This is a genomic window from Enterococcus sp. DIV0755f (assembly GCF_051713725.1).
GTDB lineage: Bacteria > Bacillota > Bacilli > Lactobacillales > Enterococcaceae > Enterococcus_D > Enterococcus_D casseliflavus.
This window is the reverse complement of sequence record NZ_JBIOQL010000003.1, coordinates 17879-38692: the sequence shown is the minus strand read 5'-3', so window position 1 is coordinate 38692 and position 20814 is coordinate 17879. Positions and strand designations below refer to the sequence as shown.

General features: G+C 37.3%; 22 protein-coding genes and 1 pseudogene. 2 read left to right on the top strand and 21 right to left on the bottom strand.

Annotation, left to right across the window (positions count from 1 at the left end):
• Positions 1-151: 151 nt before the first annotated feature.
• The 7 genes and pseudogenes from IGI73_RS16740 to IGI73_RS16710 all read right to left on the bottom strand — a co-directional run bounded on the left by IGI73_RS16740 (position 152) and on the right by IGI73_RS16710 (position 5755).
• Positions 152-1459, bottom strand: a complete 1308-nt coding sequence (locus IGI73_RS16740; protein ID WP_438759323.1) for a PIN-like domain-containing protein — start codon at positions 1457-1459, stop codon at positions 152-154.
• Between the two features lie 110 nt (positions 1460-1569).
• Positions 1570-1791, bottom strand: a pseudogene (locus IGI73_RS16735) (hypothetical protein).
• A gap of 51 nt (positions 1792-1842) precedes the next feature.
• Positions 1843-2970 carry a hypothetical protein gene (locus tag IGI73_RS16730; protein ID WP_438759322.1) on the bottom strand — a complete coding sequence of 376 codons (1128 nt, stop codon included), beginning with the start codon at positions 2968-2970 and terminating at the stop codon, positions 1843-1845.
• A 2-nt stretch (positions 2971-2972) separates the two neighbouring features.
• Positions 2973-4160, bottom strand: coding sequence for a putative phage abortive infection protein (locus IGI73_RS16725; protein WP_438759321.1), 1188 nt, complete (start codon positions 4158-4160; stop codon positions 2973-2975).
• Positions 4160-4747 carry a recombinase family protein gene (locus tag IGI73_RS16720; RefSeq protein WP_438759320.1) on the bottom strand — a complete coding sequence of 196 codons (588 nt, stop codon included), beginning with the start codon at positions 4745-4747 and terminating at the stop codon, positions 4160-4162. The genes IGI73_RS16725 and IGI73_RS16720 overlap by 1 nt, the downstream gene beginning before the upstream one ends.
• A 525-nt stretch (positions 4748-5272) precedes the next feature.
• On the bottom strand, positions 5273-5488 hold the full coding sequence (locus IGI73_RS16715) for a hypothetical protein (RefSeq protein ID WP_005225252.1): 216 nt from the start codon (positions 5486-5488) through the stop codon (positions 5273-5275).
• Positions 5489-5554: 66 nt separating this feature from the next.
• Complete coding sequence (locus tag IGI73_RS16710; RefSeq protein ID WP_005225251.1) at positions 5555-5755, bottom strand: cold-shock protein; 201 nt, start codon at positions 5753-5755, stop codon at positions 5555-5557.
• A gap of 295 nt (positions 5756-6050) precedes the next feature.
• On the opposite strand from IGI73_RS16710, the gene IGI73_RS16705 reads away from it, so the two are divergent.
• Positions 6051-6200: a hypothetical protein gene (locus IGI73_RS16705; protein WP_005237684.1), complete on the top strand. Its 150-nt coding sequence runs from the start codon at positions 6051-6053 to the stop codon at positions 6198-6200.
• A gap of 75 nt (positions 6201-6275) precedes the next feature.
• On the opposite strand, the gene IGI73_RS16700 is transcribed toward IGI73_RS16705, so the two are convergent.
• The 5 genes from IGI73_RS16700 to IGI73_RS16680 form a co-directional block, all read right to left on the bottom strand.
• On the bottom strand, positions 6276-6479 hold the full coding sequence (locus IGI73_RS16700; RefSeq protein WP_005225249.1) for a hypothetical protein: 204 nt from the start codon (positions 6477-6479) through the stop codon (positions 6276-6278).
• Positions 6480-7248: 769 nt separating this feature from the next.
• Complete coding sequence (locus IGI73_RS16695) at positions 7249-8319, bottom strand: chromate transporter (protein ID WP_005225247.1); 1071 nt, start codon at positions 8317-8319, stop codon at positions 7249-7251.
• Between the two features lie 428 nt (positions 8320-8747).
• Positions 8748-9203 carry a GGDEF domain-containing protein gene (locus IGI73_RS16690; RefSeq protein WP_225001478.1) on the bottom strand — a complete coding sequence of 152 codons (456 nt, stop codon included), beginning with the start codon at positions 9201-9203 and terminating at the stop codon, positions 8748-8750.
• Between the two features lie 231 nt (positions 9204-9434).
• Positions 9435-10625: an IS256-like element ISLgar5 family transposase gene (locus tag IGI73_RS16685; RefSeq protein ID WP_438759319.1), complete on the bottom strand. Its 1191-nt coding sequence runs from the start codon at positions 10623-10625 to the stop codon at positions 9435-9437.
• A 297-nt stretch (positions 10626-10922) separates the two neighbouring features.
• Positions 10923-12269 carry an aspartate ammonia-lyase gene (locus IGI73_RS16680; RefSeq protein WP_081117241.1) on the bottom strand — a complete coding sequence of 449 codons (1347 nt, stop codon included), beginning with the start codon at positions 12267-12269 and terminating at the stop codon, positions 10923-10925.
• A gap of 158 nt (positions 12270-12427) precedes the next feature.
• Between IGI73_RS16680 and IGI73_RS16675 the strand changes: the two genes are divergently transcribed.
• On the top strand, positions 12428-12859 hold the full coding sequence (locus tag IGI73_RS16675; protein ID WP_003125427.1) for an Lrp/AsnC family transcriptional regulator: 432 nt from the start codon (positions 12428-12430) through the stop codon (positions 12857-12859).
• Positions 12860-12917: 58 nt separating this feature from the next.
• On the opposite strand, the gene IGI73_RS16670 is transcribed toward IGI73_RS16675, so the two are convergent.
• The 9 genes from IGI73_RS16670 to IGI73_RS16630 all read right to left on the bottom strand — a co-directional run bounded on the left by IGI73_RS16670 (position 12918) and on the right by IGI73_RS16630 (position 20716).
• Positions 12918-13364 (bottom strand): Lrp/AsnC family transcriptional regulator, encoded by a 447-nt coding sequence (locus IGI73_RS16670; protein WP_005470356.1) that lies wholly within the window; start codon positions 13362-13364, stop codon positions 12918-12920.
• 92 nt (positions 13365-13456) lie between these two features.
• Positions 13457-14629 (bottom strand): MFS transporter, encoded by a 1173-nt coding sequence (locus tag IGI73_RS16665; protein ID WP_081117242.1) that lies wholly within the window; start codon positions 14627-14629, stop codon positions 13457-13459.
• 14 nt (positions 14630-14643) lie between these two features.
• Entirely contained in the window at positions 14644-15396 is a 753-nt protein-coding gene (locus IGI73_RS16660; protein WP_060792673.1) for an amino acid ABC transporter ATP-binding protein, read from the bottom strand.
• A gap of 25 nt (positions 15397-15421) precedes the next feature.
• Positions 15422-16393: an NAD(P)-dependent oxidoreductase gene (locus IGI73_RS16655; RefSeq protein WP_118214693.1), complete on the bottom strand. Its 972-nt coding sequence runs from the start codon at positions 16391-16393 to the stop codon at positions 15422-15424.
• A 12-nt stretch (positions 16394-16405) separates the two neighbouring features.
• Positions 16406-17626, bottom strand: coding sequence for a PLP-dependent aminotransferase family protein (locus IGI73_RS16650; RefSeq protein ID WP_347483511.1), 1221 nt, complete (start codon positions 17624-17626; stop codon positions 16406-16408).
• Between the two features lie 23 nt (positions 17627-17649).
• On the bottom strand, positions 17650-18396 hold the full coding sequence (locus tag IGI73_RS16645) for an amino acid ABC transporter ATP-binding protein (protein WP_054114517.1): 747 nt from the start codon (positions 18394-18396) through the stop codon (positions 17650-17652).
• Positions 18393-19103, bottom strand: coding sequence for an amino acid ABC transporter permease (locus tag IGI73_RS16640; protein ID WP_021150492.1), 711 nt, complete (start codon positions 19101-19103; stop codon positions 18393-18395). The genes IGI73_RS16645 and IGI73_RS16640 overlap by 4 nt, the downstream gene beginning before the upstream one ends.
• A 12-nt stretch (positions 19104-19115) precedes the next feature.
• A complete protein-coding gene (locus tag IGI73_RS16635) occupies positions 19116-19928 on the bottom strand; it encodes a transporter substrate-binding domain-containing protein (protein WP_081117244.1) in 813 nt (270 codons plus the stop codon).
• A gap of 35 nt (positions 19929-19963) precedes the next feature.
• Positions 19964-20716 (bottom strand): amino acid ABC transporter permease, encoded by a 753-nt coding sequence (locus IGI73_RS16630; protein WP_003125416.1) that lies wholly within the window; start codon positions 20714-20716, stop codon positions 19964-19966.
• Between the last annotated feature and the right edge of the window lie 98 nt (positions 20717-20814).

The following is a 20814-nucleotide window of genomic DNA, read 5'->3' as shown; positions in this document are numbered from 1 at the left end:
ATGTGAGCACCTGTTTTTAATGGGAATATTATTTAACCCACTACAAGAGCCAATTTAAATACAATTTCTTGAAGCAAATAAAAAAGCCAAACCTATATATAATTTTGGCTTTTTTATTTGTGACTTCTTTTAGTTATTTAAAATATTTTTACTATTGGAAGAAGTCAGCAAATTTTTTACATGAATTGATAATAGAAGTTACTTTTCTAATGTTATAATGTAAATCATCTAAATAAAGAAGACTGTCATAATCTAAAAAATCCTGCTCAATCATGTTATATTGATGAGAAAGCAAATTAACTAATTCATCGTTTGAGTTATCATATGTTGATATTAAATTACTTGCAAATTTTGCGAATTCAAAATAATCATCCTTGAATATTTCGTTAAGTGACATAATTTCTGACGCAATCTTACTATCATATTCCTTAGATTTTTCTGTCAAATTTCTTTCATCCCTTAATTCATCAATTTCTCTACGGAGTGCATGTAAACGCCTAATTCTTCTTTTGGTTTTTCTAAAAAATATGGTTCTAGATTTAGAGTTGGAGGATACTCGTGAAGATTCTTTTATTATACCTTCCTCTTTTGTGATTAAGTCAAGGAACTTTTTAGGAGAAAATACTTCTAGTCTAGCATCTACTAATTCATTTAATTCTTGTTTGAGTTCAACCCGTACGCCTACCTTTTCACCTTTTGCTTTAAAAATCCAATCATTTTTTTCATCATCACTAATAAAAATCACAGTGCGTATGAATGTGTTTTTTTCACAATATTTAATAATTTCTTTCCAAAGAATTAAATCTCCATATTGCATGTCATAAGTGTATTCTCCAAAAATTCTCATTTTATTTTTTTTCTTGGAGTCTTTATAACCAGGAGGGAGTTCTAATGCATATCTTTTTTCGCCTTCTTCAGATATACTTTGGATTTCTTCTGAAGAAAATGGTTCTCCCACCTTATTGTCAAGTAAATCTGCAATTTGATACGCAGTTCTAGAATTGTCTGGAATTAGTTCCATTAATTTTTTTAAGCTTATTTCTTTAAAACTCTTCCAAAATTGATTTGTTGCATTCTCAAATTCAGATACAACTTCTTCTCTTATGGTTTTTTCATCTGTACTACGAATAGTCCCTCCGTATTCTTCAATCTGTTTAATAACTTCATCTTGAAAGTTATTTTTAACTATTTCGGATTCGGAAATCATTTTTTCAATTTTTTTCTTATTTGATCTAGATACATTTTGTCTTTCGTAGTGATATTCCAATGCTGCCTGATAAGGAATAAAAAGATTAGATCTCACTTTTTCAAGAGCTAAAAAAAGCTTATCTTGGCTTTTTTTGGAATATCTGAAAAAGTGCAATAAAACGTTGGCATCCAGAACTATTACTACACTCCTATCTAGATTATCAAAATCCAAAATCTCATTTTCATAAAATACCTTAAATTTATCCTTCATAAGGATCTCCTTTTAACAGATAGATATTTAAATACAATTATATTATATCACTAATAACTAGTAGTTAGTTCATCATAACGGAGTAAAAAATTAAAAAAAGAGCTTATCCTTTATAGATTCGCTCTTTTTCTATTGCGTTGCTTGATTTTATTTATTATTATTTCAAAGCTTTCAAATGTATCGATATCAAGCTGACATAACCATAGAAAGTATATCTTTTCCTTGTAAGTCCATTCGATAGTAGGGTACGAACCCAATAGGTTATTGTATCTAGTCTATTGGTCAGTTGAAGCCAGCTGCCAGCGCTTAACAAAGATTCCCCATTCGTCCATCTAAGAACCTCCAATTTCAAATATAGATCCACAAATTTAAATTGAAATTTACTAATCTCCGAAATAGAGAATTCCGTCATATCCAAGTGAAATTTCCTCGTGGTATTTTATTACTTCTTTAAATTTTTTAACATTTTCAAGTTTTTTAATTTTAGATGATAATCCAGAAATCGATTTAAGCTTTTTTTCAATCAACGCACTATCAACATTACTTCTTTTATAAACCTTAATTTTTTTTCCATTAACATCATATTGATTTTGAATTCTATTTTCTTTTAAAAATAATAGTTCCTCTTTATCAAATAACCATCTATTTTCATAAGACCTACATTTTGAAAAGACATTATCGTATTCTTTAAGAACTGAATATATACTTGTTTCGAGACCAAACTTTCCTATCTCAGTATTCACTACTTTAAATTCAAGGTGATTAAACTTAACTCTATTATTTTCATAAGTATTAGATTTACTCAATAAATAGTTATAAATGTTTTTGTAATAATTAAAGAAAGCTAAATTTTCATTTATATATACTTTCTTTTTACCATTGTTTTCATTTGGATCTATATCACTTACAACATATTCGTTGTTTTTAAATGAGGATGTTACAATATGTCTTTCGAAATTGTTAAATATTCTTATGCCACTATCGTCTTCTAATTCAATTTCTATGACGCTCTCTGTTTGTTTTTTAGCTTTTTCTACTCTTTGATTAGTCACTTTATCCTTATAAGTAGCTTTTGCCTCCACGATATAAGGAACTCCATTTTGATCAAGTCCAAAAAAATCAGGTAGATAACCGTCTGTTAAATAATCAATCTGTGGATCTTTTAGGTGGAATAAATATTTAACATCAAATACTTTTTCTGCTACACATTTTGCTGATATCATACCTATTATAAATCCGATACTTGTTTTTACAGTACTTTCAGCATTTTTATATGAGTTGCCGATATTAAATTTATTACCTGAACTGACAAAAGCCATATCTACTAAACTCTTGTAAAAAGCATTCCCTTCAGAACTTAGGGTAAAATTTGAGAACTCTCCTACTGTGATCGCGTATCTAATGAGATCATCCCTGGTGACTTTTAAATTACTTTGAACAAAAGTATTGTTGTAATAGTCCGCAACTGTATCGAAAGTCCTTAATTCAACATCATAAATCATTTTTTTCACCTTTATCCCTTACTCGGTTCATTATATGCTACAATTTTCTCCATATCTTTTGAAAAGTAAAACTTGATACTACTTGGATTTTCTTCGTAATTAATCATCTTCAAGTCATCAAAAATGCCCGACCCTTGCAAAATTTTCTTGCAACATGATCCGTTAGAAGTATATTCAATATAGTAATAAAGTAAAATTTCTTCTATCAAAAACATATCCGCCCTTAAAGTATTAACAAAGAAGTGGAATTTTTCTTTTTTCAAATTGCTAGTCTCTAGAAATTGAATGATAGTTGTTACTATTTTATAGTATTGGCCTACAGAATTGAACTTCTTCTTAAATGCTGCTTCCACTGCTGATTTTCTTTTTTGTTCATCAAGAATGCTGATTTTATTTAATTTAATATCTAAAAGAGATCCGTAAAATTTACTATATTCGGGATTGTTTTCATTGAAAGCGTTACTGGCGCTTTCCAGATAACCATAGCATTCGATAACATCTTTTACTGAGTAAAAATCAATTGTAGTTTTATTTTCGGCATATTCTTTAGCTTTTTTAATTTTATCAATATAGTTTTTTTCTCTCTGGAATTTTTCAAAGCTATCCATATACTTAAAATCCCATTCGGTATTATCAAACACAAGAGCATCCTTGTAGTATCTAAATTGATCTTGAATTTCCTTGGAATCTAAGTCGTTAATGATTCTTTCCATTTTCTCTTCTAATATTTCAATCAAATCTGTACTAAATTCATTAACTAATTTTATGTTTTCTGGTTTTCGAGCTATTTCTACAGCTGTATTCTGAAGTTGATAAATTAATTGATTATATATTTCTTCTTTCAACCCCTGAAAGGCTGCCGTTTTCATAAGATCCAATTTTCTATTTTCTAACATCGAATATAGATAATAAAAAGTACTATCATTATTTTCTTCTTTTCGGTTTTGTCTTTCTTCTCGTATCTGTATTCTTACAATGGCCAGAGCTATGATACCACTAAGAATTGCACCAAGAAAACCTCCCCAAAAGCCGAGAAGACCATCGGCACTACTACTCGTACTTGAATCATTTATTGTGAACAGTTTGTACACATGTATAATAGCAAGTACAAAAAAAATAGAGAATAAAGTATATAAAAAACCATATAAACCTTTTTTTAATTTCATGATTTTCCCAATCTTAATCAATTTCTTTACCATTAAAGGAGTCCTTCTTCCTTGGCTTGTCTTTTTATTCTTTTTAATGTAGATAGTGAAATATTAGTTTTTCTTACAACTTCTTTCATGCTATGATTCTTCATTAATTCTATAGCATGTTTGTATCGATCATTCAAAATTCTTTTTGGACGTCCTTCCTTATAGTCTTTTTTATTTGCACGCTGCCACTGCTTGCCTTCTTGAGTTCGTGTAACAATTAAATCTCGCTCAAATTGCGCAAAGCTACCAAGCATGTTCATCATTAAAGTTTGCATAGAATCTTTTTTATTAGGTTCAAACGTCAAGGCATTATCTAAAAAAGTAACTGTCACGCCTGATTCGTTTAAAGTAGAGATAATAGAATTTAAATCAACGATACTTCTTGCTAAGCGATCAATCTTTGTTACTAACACGAGATCACCTTTTTCTACTATGGAAAGTAGTTCTTCTAATTCTTTTCTACCTTCTTTTTTTGTACCCGTATATTTTTCACTAAAGATTTTTTTAGCACCAGCATCTTCTAATTTCAAAATTTGAGTTTTGTAATCTTGATTGCTGGTACTGACTCTTGAATACCCATAAATTGCCATTTTTTCTCTCACACTTTCTGGACATAAGTTTTTGACACCTGTCAAAGTCAAGTATATCAAGAAAAAATAAAGGGGTCAAAAACTTTTAAGTTTCTGACACCAGCCAATATTTGTTCTAATACTTATAACCCTAATTTATAAATGAACAAGAACTTATTTACACGTTTATTGATACAGATTTAAATTGATACACGCCAATTGTGGTATTTAAAAAGAGTGCTTAGAAGTCAGAAATTTTCTGAATACTCTGTATAATTCACGTCATAGTATTCTAGATTTGATTTTACATAATACATTTTGTCCCCCAACAAACCAAAATACCGACAGAATATATTATACTGCCCCTTTTATATAGAACAGAAAAAAGACTCAGTAATTTTGTCATAAAAATAGGATAAACATCTTCTATTGCATCTGTTCTTGCAGCACAGCTAAAAAAGCCCTTAAAAATAAGAGCTTCCACGTTCAGCTATCCAAAGTTTAAGATCGTTACATAGGTAGCTTCGCTAATAAATGAGACTTGATTCAAATCGCCATTAATTTTTTATAATTGATCACTGTTTTTTCAGAAGTATCTGTCACCTTGGCGATTGATAAGGTGACGACTGCTGAATTATTTAACAACTTTACAATTGTTCCAATGACTTGTTTTTTCCTAAATCTAAATGTGACTTGTTGATTTTTTTTAAAAGCCACTCCTTCGATGGATGGTTGCATTGGTTTCCATTGTCCAAAACCCATAATAATCTCCCCTTTTTGAGTATTTAAAAAACCGTCTCAAGCATTTGAGACGGTTGAAAAAATCGTTTAAGCTTTGTAGATATTAACGGCTTGCATACCACGTTGACCTTCTTCAGTATCAAAAGTGACTGCTTGCCCTTCATCGAGAGACTTGAATCCATCTGCTTGAATCGCAGAAAAATGAGCAAAGACATCTTGACCATTCTCTCCGGTTATAAAACCAAAACCTTTGTCTGCATTAAACCACTTTACTGTACCTTTATTCATACTATTTCCTCCTTGTGCATCATTACGAATGCGTTTTGTTGCAATAATTGTTTGATAAGCAAAAGGAGAGTATAAATTTCTGTATAGCACTCTTAATACGTTTCAAAGTTTATCACTACAAGTAGTATACCACACAAACTCTTTAGTTGCAACTTTACATAAAAATATTATTTTTTTATAAACTTATCACTCACTATACACTGTTTTATTTTTTATGTGCTATACTATCTATATAGAATTTCGCTATGAACGTTATCGTTACCTTTCGTCACTATTTGAGAGAGGAGAATGTATTATGACATTCACTAACAAAACAATTGATTATCGTGTTACTTTGGACACTAACTTAAACTTGTTTATTGTTTTTTCTAAAAACGATGAAACCAAAGTGGCAACCGGTACTACAATCGAAAATGCAGTACATGAATTAGAAAAACTAGCATAAGGAGTGAAACTCTCTAATGGCCAAGCTCTTTTCATATTAAAGGCAGCTACTTGTAAGAATGAGTAGCTGTCTTATTCATTTTTTGTGCGCTAATTTGCTAAAAATGATCTCCATTGTTTCAAGTGTATCGATATCCATCTGACACAACCAGAGAAATACCTTCTTTTCCTCCTCCGTCCAAGTAGTTTTTGGATAGGCGGAAAGAAGTTTCAGATATTTTACACGTTGGATACTAGATGACAATAGCCAGTGCTGTTCAAAACTCTCACTTTCTTCCATATCATCCCTCCAAAATGGTATTACCTACAGTTAGACATAGCAAATGCAAGTAACTTTTAACTAAAAAAATATCACAAACTAGCAAGCCAATCATCACAGATTAAAAATTGCTTTTTTTATGTTAATAAAGCCCTATAATTTCTGATCCGTTAAAATCAATATTGTAGAATTCATAATCATTTTTTACCAAGCAATCATTTATTTAAAAACCATTCACATAAGTAATAATTAACTTTTCGAAACCTAAGTCTTTAAGGAATACTATTTTGTTCTATAGTGGTTTTCCGATAATGCTTCCACATAATATCTTAATAACTTGTAATCTTTTTCATCAATACTTTTTATTATTATTTTATTTCCAAATAACGATCTGTGTGAATTTTTTAAAAGTCTGTGATGTATTTGATTTAAAATCAAATACTCTACTTCTTCGTCCTTCAAGTTAGGATCAGTAATCTTTTCTAAATCCCGATGAATATAATTATATTCTAAGTGAGACGCGTCATTAATAACTCGTTTAAATTCTTCTTTCTCAACTTTCAGGAAAATCACGTCCTTCCCTTAATAAAAAACTCAGCGAAAAGAGAGATTAACTAACCACTTCTGCTATTTAAAAATACATATTACATAATCAAATAAATTTCAATTCAACATCAGATATCTTTACAATAGTATGTTACCCCTTACCTAAAAAAAATTTATTGTTTTTATACATAAATACCCTAACATTCTTATGCAAAACTCTTATCAATAGATCATCTAATCTAAATCATAAAAATAGACCTAATAGAATTCCCCCTAAGATGAAGAATGCAGAGTTAATTTTGTATTTAAGAATACCTAATAGACTAATAAAAAAAATTAAAATGAAATACCATTCAACAAATATATTTTGTCCTAATTGGATGGTAACATTAGCCATCAATGCTAATGCTGCCGCATTTATACCAATTAACATTTTGGAAAATGTATTGGATTGTTTAAGCTTGGAAAATAGTGGTGCTAATATAAGAACCAGTAGAAACGATGGTAAAAAAATCCCTACTGTAGCTACCAAAGCACCTGGGATATCGAAAAGTAAATATCCAATAAAAGTTGCTGTAGTAAATACAGGCCCAGGAGTAAATTCGCCTACAGATATGGCATCTATCATTTGAACTTGGGTCAATACTTGTAACTTATCAACAAATTCTGATTGGATAAACGCAAGTAATACATAGCCACTACCATATAAAAGTAAACCTATTTTCAGGAAAGTTAAAAATAAAATTGAGAGACTAAATGGCTCTATGACATAATTTTTAAAATTCCAATCTTTTTTTATTAATAGTAAGAGTATTGCGGCAACTATTAACACAGTGAGTTCCGAAGCACCAAAAACAACCAAAAGCAGAGACAGGCAAAAAACAATAAATGTAGACATATCTTTTATAGCTGTTTTAAAAAGCTTTATTAGAGCTGCTACAATAATTGCTACAATGACAGGCTTTATATACTCCATAATTGTTTGAACTCTAGGAAGGTCTCCATATAATTTATAAAAGTGCCCTATAATCATTACAATGACCATTGCTGGTAAAATAAATGAAATACCTGCTAAAAATAATCCCCATTTTCCAGCACGCCGATGACCTAATATAATTGCCATCTCTGTAGAGTTTGGACCAGGAATCAAGTTAGTAAATCCTAATAAATCTAGAAACTCTTCCTTAGACATCCATTGCCTTTTATCCACGACTTCTTCTTCCATCATAGCGATATGAGCAGCTGGTCCACCAAAAGCAAAGAACCCAAGTTTTGAGAACACTTTAACAATCTCGATGTATTTATTTTCTTCCATAAGCCCTCCAATAGCATGAGAAATATTAAGTTATGTGCTGATTTGTTATATCAATGATTGGTTTCAGTTTAGTAGATCTTTACTTTCCAATAAATAGTTTAGAAAAGGACGCAAAGAGAAAAATAGAACTTTCTCTTTGCGTCCTTTGATGAAACCTTCTGAAAAACGATAAATATATTATCATTACAGTAGATTTACTCACCTATAAATATAAAAGCAACATATAAAAAGAAGACTTCCCCAATCTGCTTTCTCCGCTACTCTTTTAATGAGACACACTAGAAAATTTTAGAACAATTATTTATATATAGCAAGTAAAATACCCTTGTTAAACAATACTATTTTAAATTAACCGTCCAAGAGATCTTGATCAAGCCAAAATCATGTTTAATTGCATAATAAATCAAGAATAAACAACAACTGTGTTTCTACCTCCTTTTTTTTGCAGCATACAGCGCTTGATCAGCCTGATTGATGAGTTCATATACATCTAAAGAAGAATCATACTTAGAAATGCCAGCAGAAAAATAAAGCGTAATCTTTCTTTCCCCTCCAATATTCAACTTATTTTTTAATAAGAATGCCTGAAATCTTAATATAGTCTTTTGAACAGACTTTAATGTACTGTCTTTGAAAATAACTAAAAATTCTTCGCCTCCATATCTATAAACCTCTACTTGATCTTGGTGTGCTTCACTAAGAAAAGTTGTTATTTTTTTTGAAAAGAATATTAAAGCACGATTTCCTGTAATGTGTCCATAGTGATCATTAATTCTTTTAAAATGATCTAAATCCATCATAACAAAAATAAGCTTTTCCTTTTCAACATCTGTCATACTATCTACGTCTTCATTTAAGCTTCTAAGATTTTTAACTTTCGTCAATTCATCGTAGTTTCTCTCAATAAGTTTTCTATTTATATCTTTTAAGAATTATTTTTGAGTACTTAGATAGTATTGCCAAGAAATACAAATAATTATAGACCCTATAAACAAAGATAGATATTCCCAAAAAGTAAGTTTATATTCAAAAAAGAGCATAGAATTCAATCCAGCCATCATTAGGGGAGCGTCAATAATTTTGTGTAAATGATTCTTCCCTACTGCAGATTGTTTCTAATTCTCAATCAGTTGGCTTAGCATTTGTTCAAGTTCGCCTTCGGCCTGTTGAAAGCCTTTATGACTGCGACCTAGGAATTTTTGGTTGTAAGTATCAAAAGACGAGACTAAGAAACGTTCCATCGACTCTTCGTTTTGGAACTGTTCCTTGCGGTGGCTGTATTTCTTGATTTGCTTATTAAAGGATTCAATCAAGTTCGTAGAATAAATACTCTTGCGTATGGCCAAGGGGAAATCATAGAAAGTGAGCAAGTGATCGTTCGAAAGAATCGATTCAACCACTTTTGGATAGCTGGTTTTCCATTTTTCCGCAAAAGCACCACGTGCTTCCAACGCCACCTCTTTAGATGAGGCTTGATACACCATTTTAAAATCATCACAGACTTCCTTAAGATCATCGACACGCACTTTGTGACTGATATTACGGGAAACGTGTACACAACAATGTTGAAAACGAGCTTTGGGATAGAACCGACTAATCGCTCCTACCATCCCCTTTAAGCCATCCGTGATGAACAGGAGGACATTTTTCAAACCGCGCTCTTGAAGGTCCAATAAAATTTCCTCCCAAATCGTGATGGATTCAGTCGGTGCAATCGCATAGCTCAATACTTCCTTTGATCCGTCCGGGCGAATGCCAACTGCGATATGAATAGCTTCCTTGGCGACGGTTTTCCGCTTTAACGGAATATACGTTGCGTCCATATAAATAGCAGCATAACGGTCATGAAGCTCCCGCCCTTTAAACGCCGTTACCTCTTCTGTAAATGATTTTGTTATATTGGACATGGTTTGGGGCGTGTAGTGATGCCCATACATTTTCTCAATCAAGTCTGCGATTTCCGACATGGTAATACCTTTTCGGAAGAGGTGAATGACGGTCTCCTCTAACGTGTCATTCGTCCGTCTATAAGCAGGAACAGTCTGTTGCTTGAACTCACCATTGCGGTCGCGCGGAATCTGGAGATGAAGTTCCCCATACTCGGTCTTGACCGTACGGTCATAGGAGCCGTTACGAGAATTACCCGTGTTAAAACCAATGCGATCATACTTTTCGTAATCTATGAAAGCCGTTAACTCCGTTTTGAGAAGCGTATTGACTGCTTTCTCCAAATGGACACGGAATAATTCATTCAAATCGCCTTTGTTCGCTAGAGTCTTTAGAATTTCTGTAGTAAAATCGTTCATAGGGAAGTCCTCTCTTCTGTGAATGTGTTGTGGTAACTCTATTCTACAGAAGGGACTTCCTTTTTTCTATTTACACAAAATATTTTACACTCTCCTGAGTTAAACTGAATATCATTCTGTCTATATAAATTTTAAGATGGATTACCATACTTTTGTTTGACTCATTGACAAAAATCTAAAAAACTTATCCTCAGCGAGATTGAGTGTCTTTTACCAGACACAAATCCCTACTACAGATAAGTTTTTTATTTTTTTATGCTTTTAGGCTTTTAGGTATATGGATATTTCAGTTTTTCCTTACTGATAAGTTTCTGTCCGCAAGAATTCTTCTTGCTTTAATAGCTCCTCGATGGAACAATTTTTTTCCAATGCTTCTTTGACAAAAGCAGTGGCTTTTTCATAACCAATTTGCGGTGAAAGGGCTGTAATAGTCCCTGTACTGTTATTTACAGCTTTCAAACAAGCTGTTTCATTGACGGTAATACCTGCCACACATTTATCGGCAAAAATTTGACACGCTTTGGTCAACAGTTGACATGATTCAAATAAATTATGGAACATCACCGGCTCAAAAGCATTCAATTCCAATTCTCCGGAAGCTGCCGCAAAGGTGATGGCACCGTCATTTCCAATCACTTGAAATGCAATTTGACTGATAACTTCTGGAATGACTGGATTGACTTTGCCCGGCATGATCGATGAGCCTGCTTGTCTTGCTGGCAAGTTGAGTTCATGAAAACCAGTTCGCGGACCGCTGGCTAAGAGACGCAGATCATTGGCGCTTTTGTTCAATGTGATGGCAATCGTTTTTAATCCACCTGAAATCGAGGCGAAACTGTCGGTATGCTGTGTACTATCAATCAGGTCATTCGCTGGCCGTAAGGGTCTTGGAAAACGTCGGTTCAATTCTTGATAGAGGTATTCTTGATAGCGATAGGACGCATTAAGACCTGTCCCAATGGCTGTCCCACCCATATTTAAGGTCAATAGTTCTGCCGATAAGTGGTGCAGCCGTTCACGGCAACGCGTCAAACTGTGGGCATATGCAGCGAAACTTTCCCCTACTGTCATTGGCACCGCCTCTTGCAGTTGGGTTCGCCCCATTTTTGCCACGTGCTGAACTTCTTTCGCTTTCATATGCCATCTGTCAATCAACTGTACCAGCGCTTCATCCAATTGTTCAATATATACAAGCAAAGCCAGTTTCCCAGCACTAGGATAGACATCATTGGTGGATTGGCTTTGATTGACATCGTCTAAAGGATGAAGATATTGATATTCCCCTTTCTTATGCCCCATCAATTCTAACCCGCGATTGGCGATCACTTCATTCACATTCATGTTGGTGGATGTTCCTGCTCCCCCCTGAAATGTATCAACAATAAATTCTTCATCCCACTTGCCCATGATGATTTCTTCCGCAGCAGTCACAATGATTTGTGCTTTTTCTTTGGATAGCGTGCCAGATTGTTGATTGGCTAGCGCAGCTGCGGCTTTGATACGTGCTACTTGTTTGATCATCGTCAGATCAACTTTTTGATCAGTGAAAGCAAAATTTTCTTTTGCGCGATAACTATGAATACCATAATAAGCCCCCTCGTATATAGGTAGACTGCCAATTGTATCTGATTCGATCCTCATCATGATTTAAACGCCCCTTTTTGTATTATATGTGATAAAATATCACATAAGAGAAAAAGACACGAGCCTTTTCAGCCATCTCTTTGTTAATCCTTGAAATTGATTCCTTTCACTTTGAAAAACAAAGAGAAACAGTACAAAAACAGAAAAGAGGAAAGTATTTGGATGAACTAGATAAAAAGTTGTTGAATCTGTTGCAGCAAAATGGTCGGTTATCGATCAAAAAGTTAAGTGAAGCGTTATTCATCACTGCACCTGCTGTTTCCCAACGAATAAAACATTTAGAAGAAACCGAGCAATTGTTGTATTATCAAGCGACGATTGACTATGAACAAGCCGGCTTGCCGATCAAAGCATTTATCCACCTGTCGATCGAACCACAGCAAAAAGCAAGTTTCTATCCTTTCATACAGGCGATCCCCAATGTGTTGGAATGTGATTGTGTCACCGGCCCTTATTCAATGTTAATCAAAGTCGTTTTCCCTTCTACCAAATCATTGGACAGCTTTATCAATGACTTGCAAAAATTCGGTCGAACCAACACCCAAATCGTTTTCTCGACGCCAGTTCCCTCTCGAGGATATCAATTCTGAAAACCCAAAAAGCGCGCTTATCTCACATAGACAGGCACGCTTTTTTTATATACAGGGGTCACTGGTCATCGACTGGCACTTGCAACCCTCGTGGTCCGACATTCGTTGAAAATACAATGTGGGTTTTGGTATCCCCATAAAATTGCAAATCTGTGATAAACCGATCCAAGACGACCGTATCACTAAAATAAACCTTCAAGAGCATAGAATAATCTCCAGTGATACAGTCACACTCGATCACATTTGGGATGTCTGCGATATAGGCATAGAAGGCTTCTTTATCTTTGGCATTCACTGCGCAATGGACATACGCTTTGATCAGATAACCAAGTTTTTGGTAGTCGATCAGTGCCTGATAAGAACGGATATACCCAAGGGTTTCAAGGTTTTGTACCCGCACAGAAACAGATGGCGATGAAATAAAGCATTGCTCTGCGATCTGTTTGACAGTGACTCGGGCATTTTGCTGCATGATGTTCAGTATCTTGCGGTCTAAGTTATCCATAATCATCCCCCGTTCTCATTATTTTCTCAGTTTATCGAGAAAACAACAGAAGCGCAAGTTGCAGATTACATCCTATGTTAAATTTCCTAACATCAACGCTGAGATAATTGGAAATAGCGATAAACAATCATCGCCCCACAAGCAAACAGACCACACCCAAAAAACATCATGTCAAAGCCAAAAAGACTGGCGATGATTCCCCACAAAAAAGCCCCACCTCCATAAGCTACATCTAAGGCTGCTGAAAATACCGCTGTCCCTTGCCCTCGCTGCGCCTCAGACACCGATTCTAATACAATCGTATTCATCACAGGCAATAAGCCGGCATAACCGACACCATAACAACTCGCGGCCAGAAGCAAGCTACTGAGCTGTGTCGTAAATGGCAACAGACAAAAAGAAACCAAAATCAATAATAAACTGCCATAAATCAATGTAGCCGTTTGGATTTTGGCGAGCAAACGTGGAAATACGACCCGTGTTGTGACCGTCATGATCGACATGACCGTAAAATAATAGCCTGCGCCGATAATCTCACGTTCAAGGGCATATTGTGCAATAAACGCCACCACGCCAGAATTGGCAAAGCATATCAAAAAAAGGATACCGCTAGGAAACACAACCGCTTTGATGCGAAGCAGTTCTCGTAACGATGATTTCGCTTCGCCAGAGTGCGTATTCCTCCGTGAAAAGGGCTGTTCTTTCAAAAAGAAACTCAACAAAAAAGCTGTTCCGCTCAACAAGGCAGCCATCCGAAAAAGTACAGGAAATCCATAATTTTCTACAACAGCAAGTCCTATCAACGGGCCGATGGCACTCGGCACAGCCTGGGCGATACTGAAATACCCCAATCCGACTGCTAATTTGCCTTCAGGAATCGTATCAACTGCCATCGTCGCTGCTGCTGTCGCTTGCAAACTATTGCCCACCCCTTGCAAGATGCGCAGACAAAAAAGCATCAATAGCCCCTGCAGCAGATTCAATAAACTAAAATCAATCAACAGAATGGCTAATCCCATACAAAGCAAGACTTTGCGTCCATATCGATCCAATGCCACACCGATTGGCAAACGGCAAAACAAAGCAGATAGCCCCAAGACACCTACAATGGCGCCGGATACTGCTTTAGAACCACCTAAAGAAGCAACATATAACGGCATAGTCCCCATTTGGGTCGTGATGGCTGTCATTGCTAGTACCGTGACCACCATCACTAAGTAAAAATCTTTCGACCAAAGCCGACTAGAGCTGTTCACCTTTTCCATATTGTGCCTCGCTTCTATACAGCTAATTGAAAACGTACTTGTGTCAAAAATTGCTGTGTACATTCTTCTTGCGGATCCTCAAAAATTTCTTCTGGTGTTCCCGCTTCTACCACCACACCATCCGCCATGAATATCACTTTATCCGCGACTTCTTGTGCAAATTGCATTTCATGCGTCACGATGATCATCGTTTGCCCACTATCAGCCAGTTGCTTCATGACATTTAGGACATCACCGACAAGTTCTGGATCGAGCGCTGAAGTGGGTTCATCAAACAGTAATAATTCTGGCGTCAAAGCCATCGCTCTGGCGATACCTACACGTTGTTGCTGTCCGCCAGACAGTTGACTAGGATACATCATAGCTTTATCTGCCAAACCCACTTTTTCTAAGGCAGATAACGCTGCTTTTTCTGCCAGTTTTTTTGGGAAACGCCGTGGTGTGCGTAGTCCTTCCGCCACATTTTGCAACACATTCATGTGGCTGAACAGCTCATAGGATTGAAAGACCATCGCTGTTTTGCGGGCGATCTCCAATCGTTGGGTTTTGCCAATATGTGCGAGATCATACTGGAAGTCACCGATAGAATAACTCCCCGCATCAGGCTGCTCCAACAAATTCAAGCAACGCAAAAAGGTCGTTTTTCCAGAGCCGCTAGGACCAATGATGCATACAACTTCCCCACGTTCAATTTGTAAGCCAACATTTTTTAAGATGACTTGTTTATCGAAAGACTTCTTCAATCCTTTGATTTCTGCTTGCAGCATACTCCCACCCTTTCTTTTCTATCGCTCAAAGCGCGATCGTATTGGCAGATTGTCCTTCTAGCAAAATATCTCTTGCATTGTTCAAAGCTGTTTCTGCAATTTCTTGTACAGCCAATTGGGTATAATACGCAATATGCGGGGTCAAAAGCACATTTGGCAGTTGATTCAGCTGTTGATAATAAGGATTTTGATCCCACCCAACTGAAAAATACCGTTCTTCATTGGCGATAGCGTCTAATACAGCACCAGACAAACGCCCTTGCGCGAGTGCGGCAATCAACGCATCCGTATCAACGATTCCCCCACGTGCCGTATTGACCAGACAACTGCCAGGCTTCATCTGTGCAAAAACAGAGGCCGAAAATAGCCCTTCTGATGCTTTTGTCAGCGGGATATGGATCGACAAGACGTCCGATGCAGCAATCAAGGTCTCAAAGGACACATATTCGACAATCCCCTTCAACCGAGGATTTTCACTCCTACTAGTGGCAATCACATGTCCCCCCATATGATAAATCGCTTCTGCGACTAGAGCACCGATTCGACCAGTGCCTAACAAACCGACTGTTACGTCTTGTAGCTCCCGACCAATCACAGACCGTCGATCAAGTTTTCCTTTGATCATTGCTGGAATATTGCGTAAAACCATCAAGATCGACATCACAGTGTAATGGCCCACCGATGTTGGGCTATAAGAAGGGACATTGGTGACCGTCAACTGATGCTTTTGCGCCCAGTCAAAACGAACACCGTCGACCCCCGTTGATTTGATCGATAACTGCTTCATCCCTAAAATATGCAAGCGTTGGTACAGGGACTCATCTTGCTGCATAGCCAGACTAGGATACAAACAGATGCCGTCGTGCCCTGCTGCCAAATGGATATTCTCCCAAGACAAGCCCTCCATTACGATCGTCACTGGTGTTTTGTGGATAAATTGCCACCGTTCGATATAAGCAATTTCCTCTTCACTTACCCCGTAATAAATCAATTTCATTGGCAACACCTCCTAAATGACCCCTTCATATGCTGGCGGCATAGCGTATTCCAACGCATCACCTAATAAAGCGATCCCTTGATCGATCTGTGCCAATGTCGGCTTCGTAAAATTCAGCCGAAATGAATGCTCATAGCCTTTTCCCGCAACACTCATGATATTGCCTGGAATGACCGCAACTTTCGCCTCATCAAGGTAATCATAGAACCGCTCTGCGTCCATCTCAGTCGATAGGAAACAGGTGATAAAATAGCCGCCTGTTGGTTTGATAAAGGTAAGCTTATCCGTTGGCAGTGCCTGTAATGCTTGCAGCATGCGGGCATATTTCTCTTGATACAACAAGGTCAATTGGGCCACATGACCTTCGAAATCATGATAATCCATATATTCGGCCAATACCACTTGCCAATAAAAATTGGTGTGGGAATCGGCGGATTGCTTGGCCAAAATCAATTTTTCCATTGCAGGACCAGCAGCCATCATAAAACCAATCCGGCTGCTGGGTGCCAAAATTTTTGAAAAAGATCCCGCATAAATGATTCGTCCTTCGGTATCTAATGTTTTCATCTTAGGGATCGGTGTACCTTCATACAACAACTCACCGTAAGGATCGTCTTCAAAAATCAGCACATCATATTGACATGCCAATGCATAAATGGCTTTACGTTTTTCCAATGGCATTGATGTGCCTAAAGGGTTTTGGAAAGTGGGGATCAGATACAACATTTTCACTCTTGCGTCTGTTTTGAGGATTGTTTCTAAAGCGTCAAGATCCATTGATTCTGCTGCAAGATCCATCGGTACCGGCACTGGTATCGCCCCATATCCTTTGATAGCATTCACCGCACCGGAAAATGTTTGCTCCTCGCATAACACCACATCGCCTTCATTACAAAAGACTTTTACCGCCAAATCCATGGCTTGGGTCGAGCCCGAAACCACCAGCACCTCCTCTTCGTTATCGATATTTGACAATTGACGCAAACGTTCTTTGATCAAGGTCCGTAAGCGCGGATACCCCTCTGATGCCCCATACTGCAAGAAAGACTCTGGGTCCGCTTCGTTATATAATTTTTGCGAGATCTCTTTCAATGTAGCCATTGGAAATGCTTCTGTCGGTGGAAATCCGTAAGCAAAGGAAATAGCTGCTGCAGACTCCATATTTTTTTTTGCATTCTCTCTTAATGGAGATGCTTCTAATGTCATGATACGTTGTGCGAATTGATAGGCCATTCTATTTCCTCCCTGCATAGTTGTTAGCCGGCCAGCTGTGTGGTAAAGCGGGCTAAAAAGGCTTTGGTTCGTTCTTCTTTGGTTTCCTCGAATACTTGTTGCGGTGTGCCTTGTTCAACAATATGTCCATTCTCCATGAAAACGACTTTGTCTGCTACTTCATACGCGAATTTCATTTCATGGGTCACCAATACCATGGTCGCACCGGCTTCCGCAATTTCTCTGAGCAGCGCCAATGTCTGTCCCACTAGTTCCGGGTCCAATGCCGAGGTAGGTTCATCAAACAAGATGACCTTAGGATTCAACGCCAACGCACGGGCGATCCCGATACGCTGTTGTTGTCCACCTGACAGTTGGCTAGGATAAAAATCTTGTCGTTCAGACAAACCGACTTGATCCAACAAAGCCTCTGCTGTTCGCAGGGCAGCTTCTTTGCTTTGTTTTTTGGTCACGATCAATGGCATCATGATATTTTCTTTGGCTGTTTTATTTTGAAACAAGGCATAATTTTGGAAAACCATCGCTGTTTGCCGTTGATGGGTCAATATTTCTTTTTTACTTGCTTTGTGCAATGTGGTGGTGGTTTCTCCCAATTGAATCACACCTTGATCTGCTCGTTCCAAAAAATTGAGACAACGCAAGAAGGTCGTTTTTCCCGAACCGGAAGGCCCCAATAAGACGACTACTTCGCCTTTAGCGACATCAAGATCAATCCCTTTTAACACTTCTTGTTTGCCGAATCGCTTATGGATATCCGTTACTTTCATCATAATGCGGCCCTCCTTAGTTTGCGCAACAGCCGATTTTCCAGTAATTGTGCCCCTTTTTCGATGACCAAACTAATCAGCCAATAAATGATCGCAACAGCCACATACGCTTCTAAAAACCGATAATTTTGCTGGGCCGTGATTTTAGCTGCCGCAAAAACATCGACAACACTGACCATGGAAGCTAAGGCAGACGCTTTAACCAACGAGATCAGCAAATTACTGAACATGGGCAATGAAATCGGCCAGGCTTGCGGGAGCAGCACACGACGGATGACTTGTAAGTTCGTCATGCCGATCGATTTGGCTGCATCGAACTGCCCTTTTTTGACTGCCGCAAATGCGCCCCTGAAAATCTCGCTGCTATTGATAGCAGACATTAAACTCAAGGCGGCGATCGCTATCCAAACCATGTTGAAATCTTTAAATCGCAAAGTCCAATGCATCGACTCCGCCCAAATATCAAACTGTTTAGCAGAAATAAGATATAACGCTAAAATCACTAAAACCACTGGGACCCCTTTTAAGACCGTGACAATCACTTGCAGCACTGGTGCGAGGATCTTGATCCTATACAGACGAATCAAGGCGATGATCAACCCAACCACCGCGCCAATGACTAGTGCGGTCAACGCCATAAAAAGCGTCGTACCAATATAATGACTTGCTGTTTTCAGCGCTTCGATCATAATAGACAATTGAAAACTCATCGCCATTCCTCCCTATTCTGGGACGTAATCCCCATCTAGATATTTTTCTGATAATTCTTTGATCGTTCCATCTGCTTTCAATTCCTCTAATGCTGTATTGACCGCATCAATAAAGTCTTGGTCAGCTTCTTTGTTGAACAATAAGTAGGCATCTGAGTTGTGGACTGGTTCGCTGCCGATCTCTAGATTTTCACTAAATGAATTGTTCCAATTATCGACTTGATATTCTGGTGCTAACGTTGCATCGACCGCACCTGAAGTGACTGCTTGTACGATTTGCTCGTTGTTGTATTCCCCATAAACCAATTCAAAAGCATCGGGATTTTCTGCCAGATAAGCCTCAGCCATTGCTGCTTGGTTAGTAGCAGTCGTCACATAGACTTTTTTTCCTGCTAAATCTTCGAAGCTATCGTAGACCGTACCGGCATCTGGATCAGAGACAATATACGTATCCCAGACCACATACCCAACATCCCCATAGACGAATTTTTCTTTCCGTTCATCATTGACTTCATATTCATAGGCAGCCATCTGGACTTTATTGCTTTCTAAATTTGATAACGTCGTTGGGAAATCCGCTCCTTCAAAGGTAAAGGTATAATCAAGTAATTTTTCGTCGATTGCTTTAACGACGGCGACATCATAGCCATCATATTCACCATTTTCGTCTAAATAAGCATATGGCAATGCTTCATTCCCAGTACCCACCTTGATTTCTGTTGCATCACTTGCTCCACTGCTTGCAGTGTCGGCAGAACTGCTTCCGCAAGCCCCTAAAACAAAAAGTGTCACCAATGTAATTGCACCTAAAATCGTTTTTTTCATTTGAATTCCTCCCTTTCCCTCTACCCAAAATTTTCCTATGTTGTTTTGATTTTTTGCTGTTTTTTGGTCCATGATATCAGTGGTACTTTTGCTGTTTGTTGTTTTGTTTTCGAAAAACTCATCCGACGTTCCAGACCGGTGAAAACACGTTCTAAGAGGAAGCTTAAGGTAATAAACAAGATCGCCGCACCGACATAGCCTTCAAGTGTATGGAAGGTCACTGCGCCTATCGCTCGCGCTTTGCCGACAACATCCACTACCCCAATGGTAAAAGCCAGCGATGTGTCTTGCAGCAGTGCAATCGTAGTTGTACCAAATGCAGGTAATGCGACACGGACAACTTGCGGTAAAATCACTTGTCGATACATTTGTGTTTTCGTCAATCCGCAAGCAATACTCGCTTCCTTCTGTGTGACCGGTACACTTAGAATCGCAGCCCGGAAAGTTTCAGACTGAAAGGCAGCAGTATTTAATCCGTAGGTGATATAGATGAAAATAATTTTATTCCATGAGGAAACATCGATTTGAATCATTTGTAATAAGGCGGGTACACCATAATACACAACATACAGTTGAACCAATATCGGAGTGCCTCGAATAAATGAAACGAAGACTGCCGCCAGTTGACTCAGAAATGGCACTTTTTCGACACGAATAAATGCAAGTAAAATCCCTAAAAGCAATCCTGTAATCGACGCCACTGCTACTATCATCAACGTAACCGGCAAAGCACTTAAAACCTTTGGAAAATATTCCCAAACTAATTTCCACTGAAAAAATTCCGACATATTGCCCCTCCTTTTTCTGAATATTCTGATTATTAGACAATATTACTAATGGAAAAAAATTTTTCAATAGATTCATTACTAAAACTTCATTAATTTTA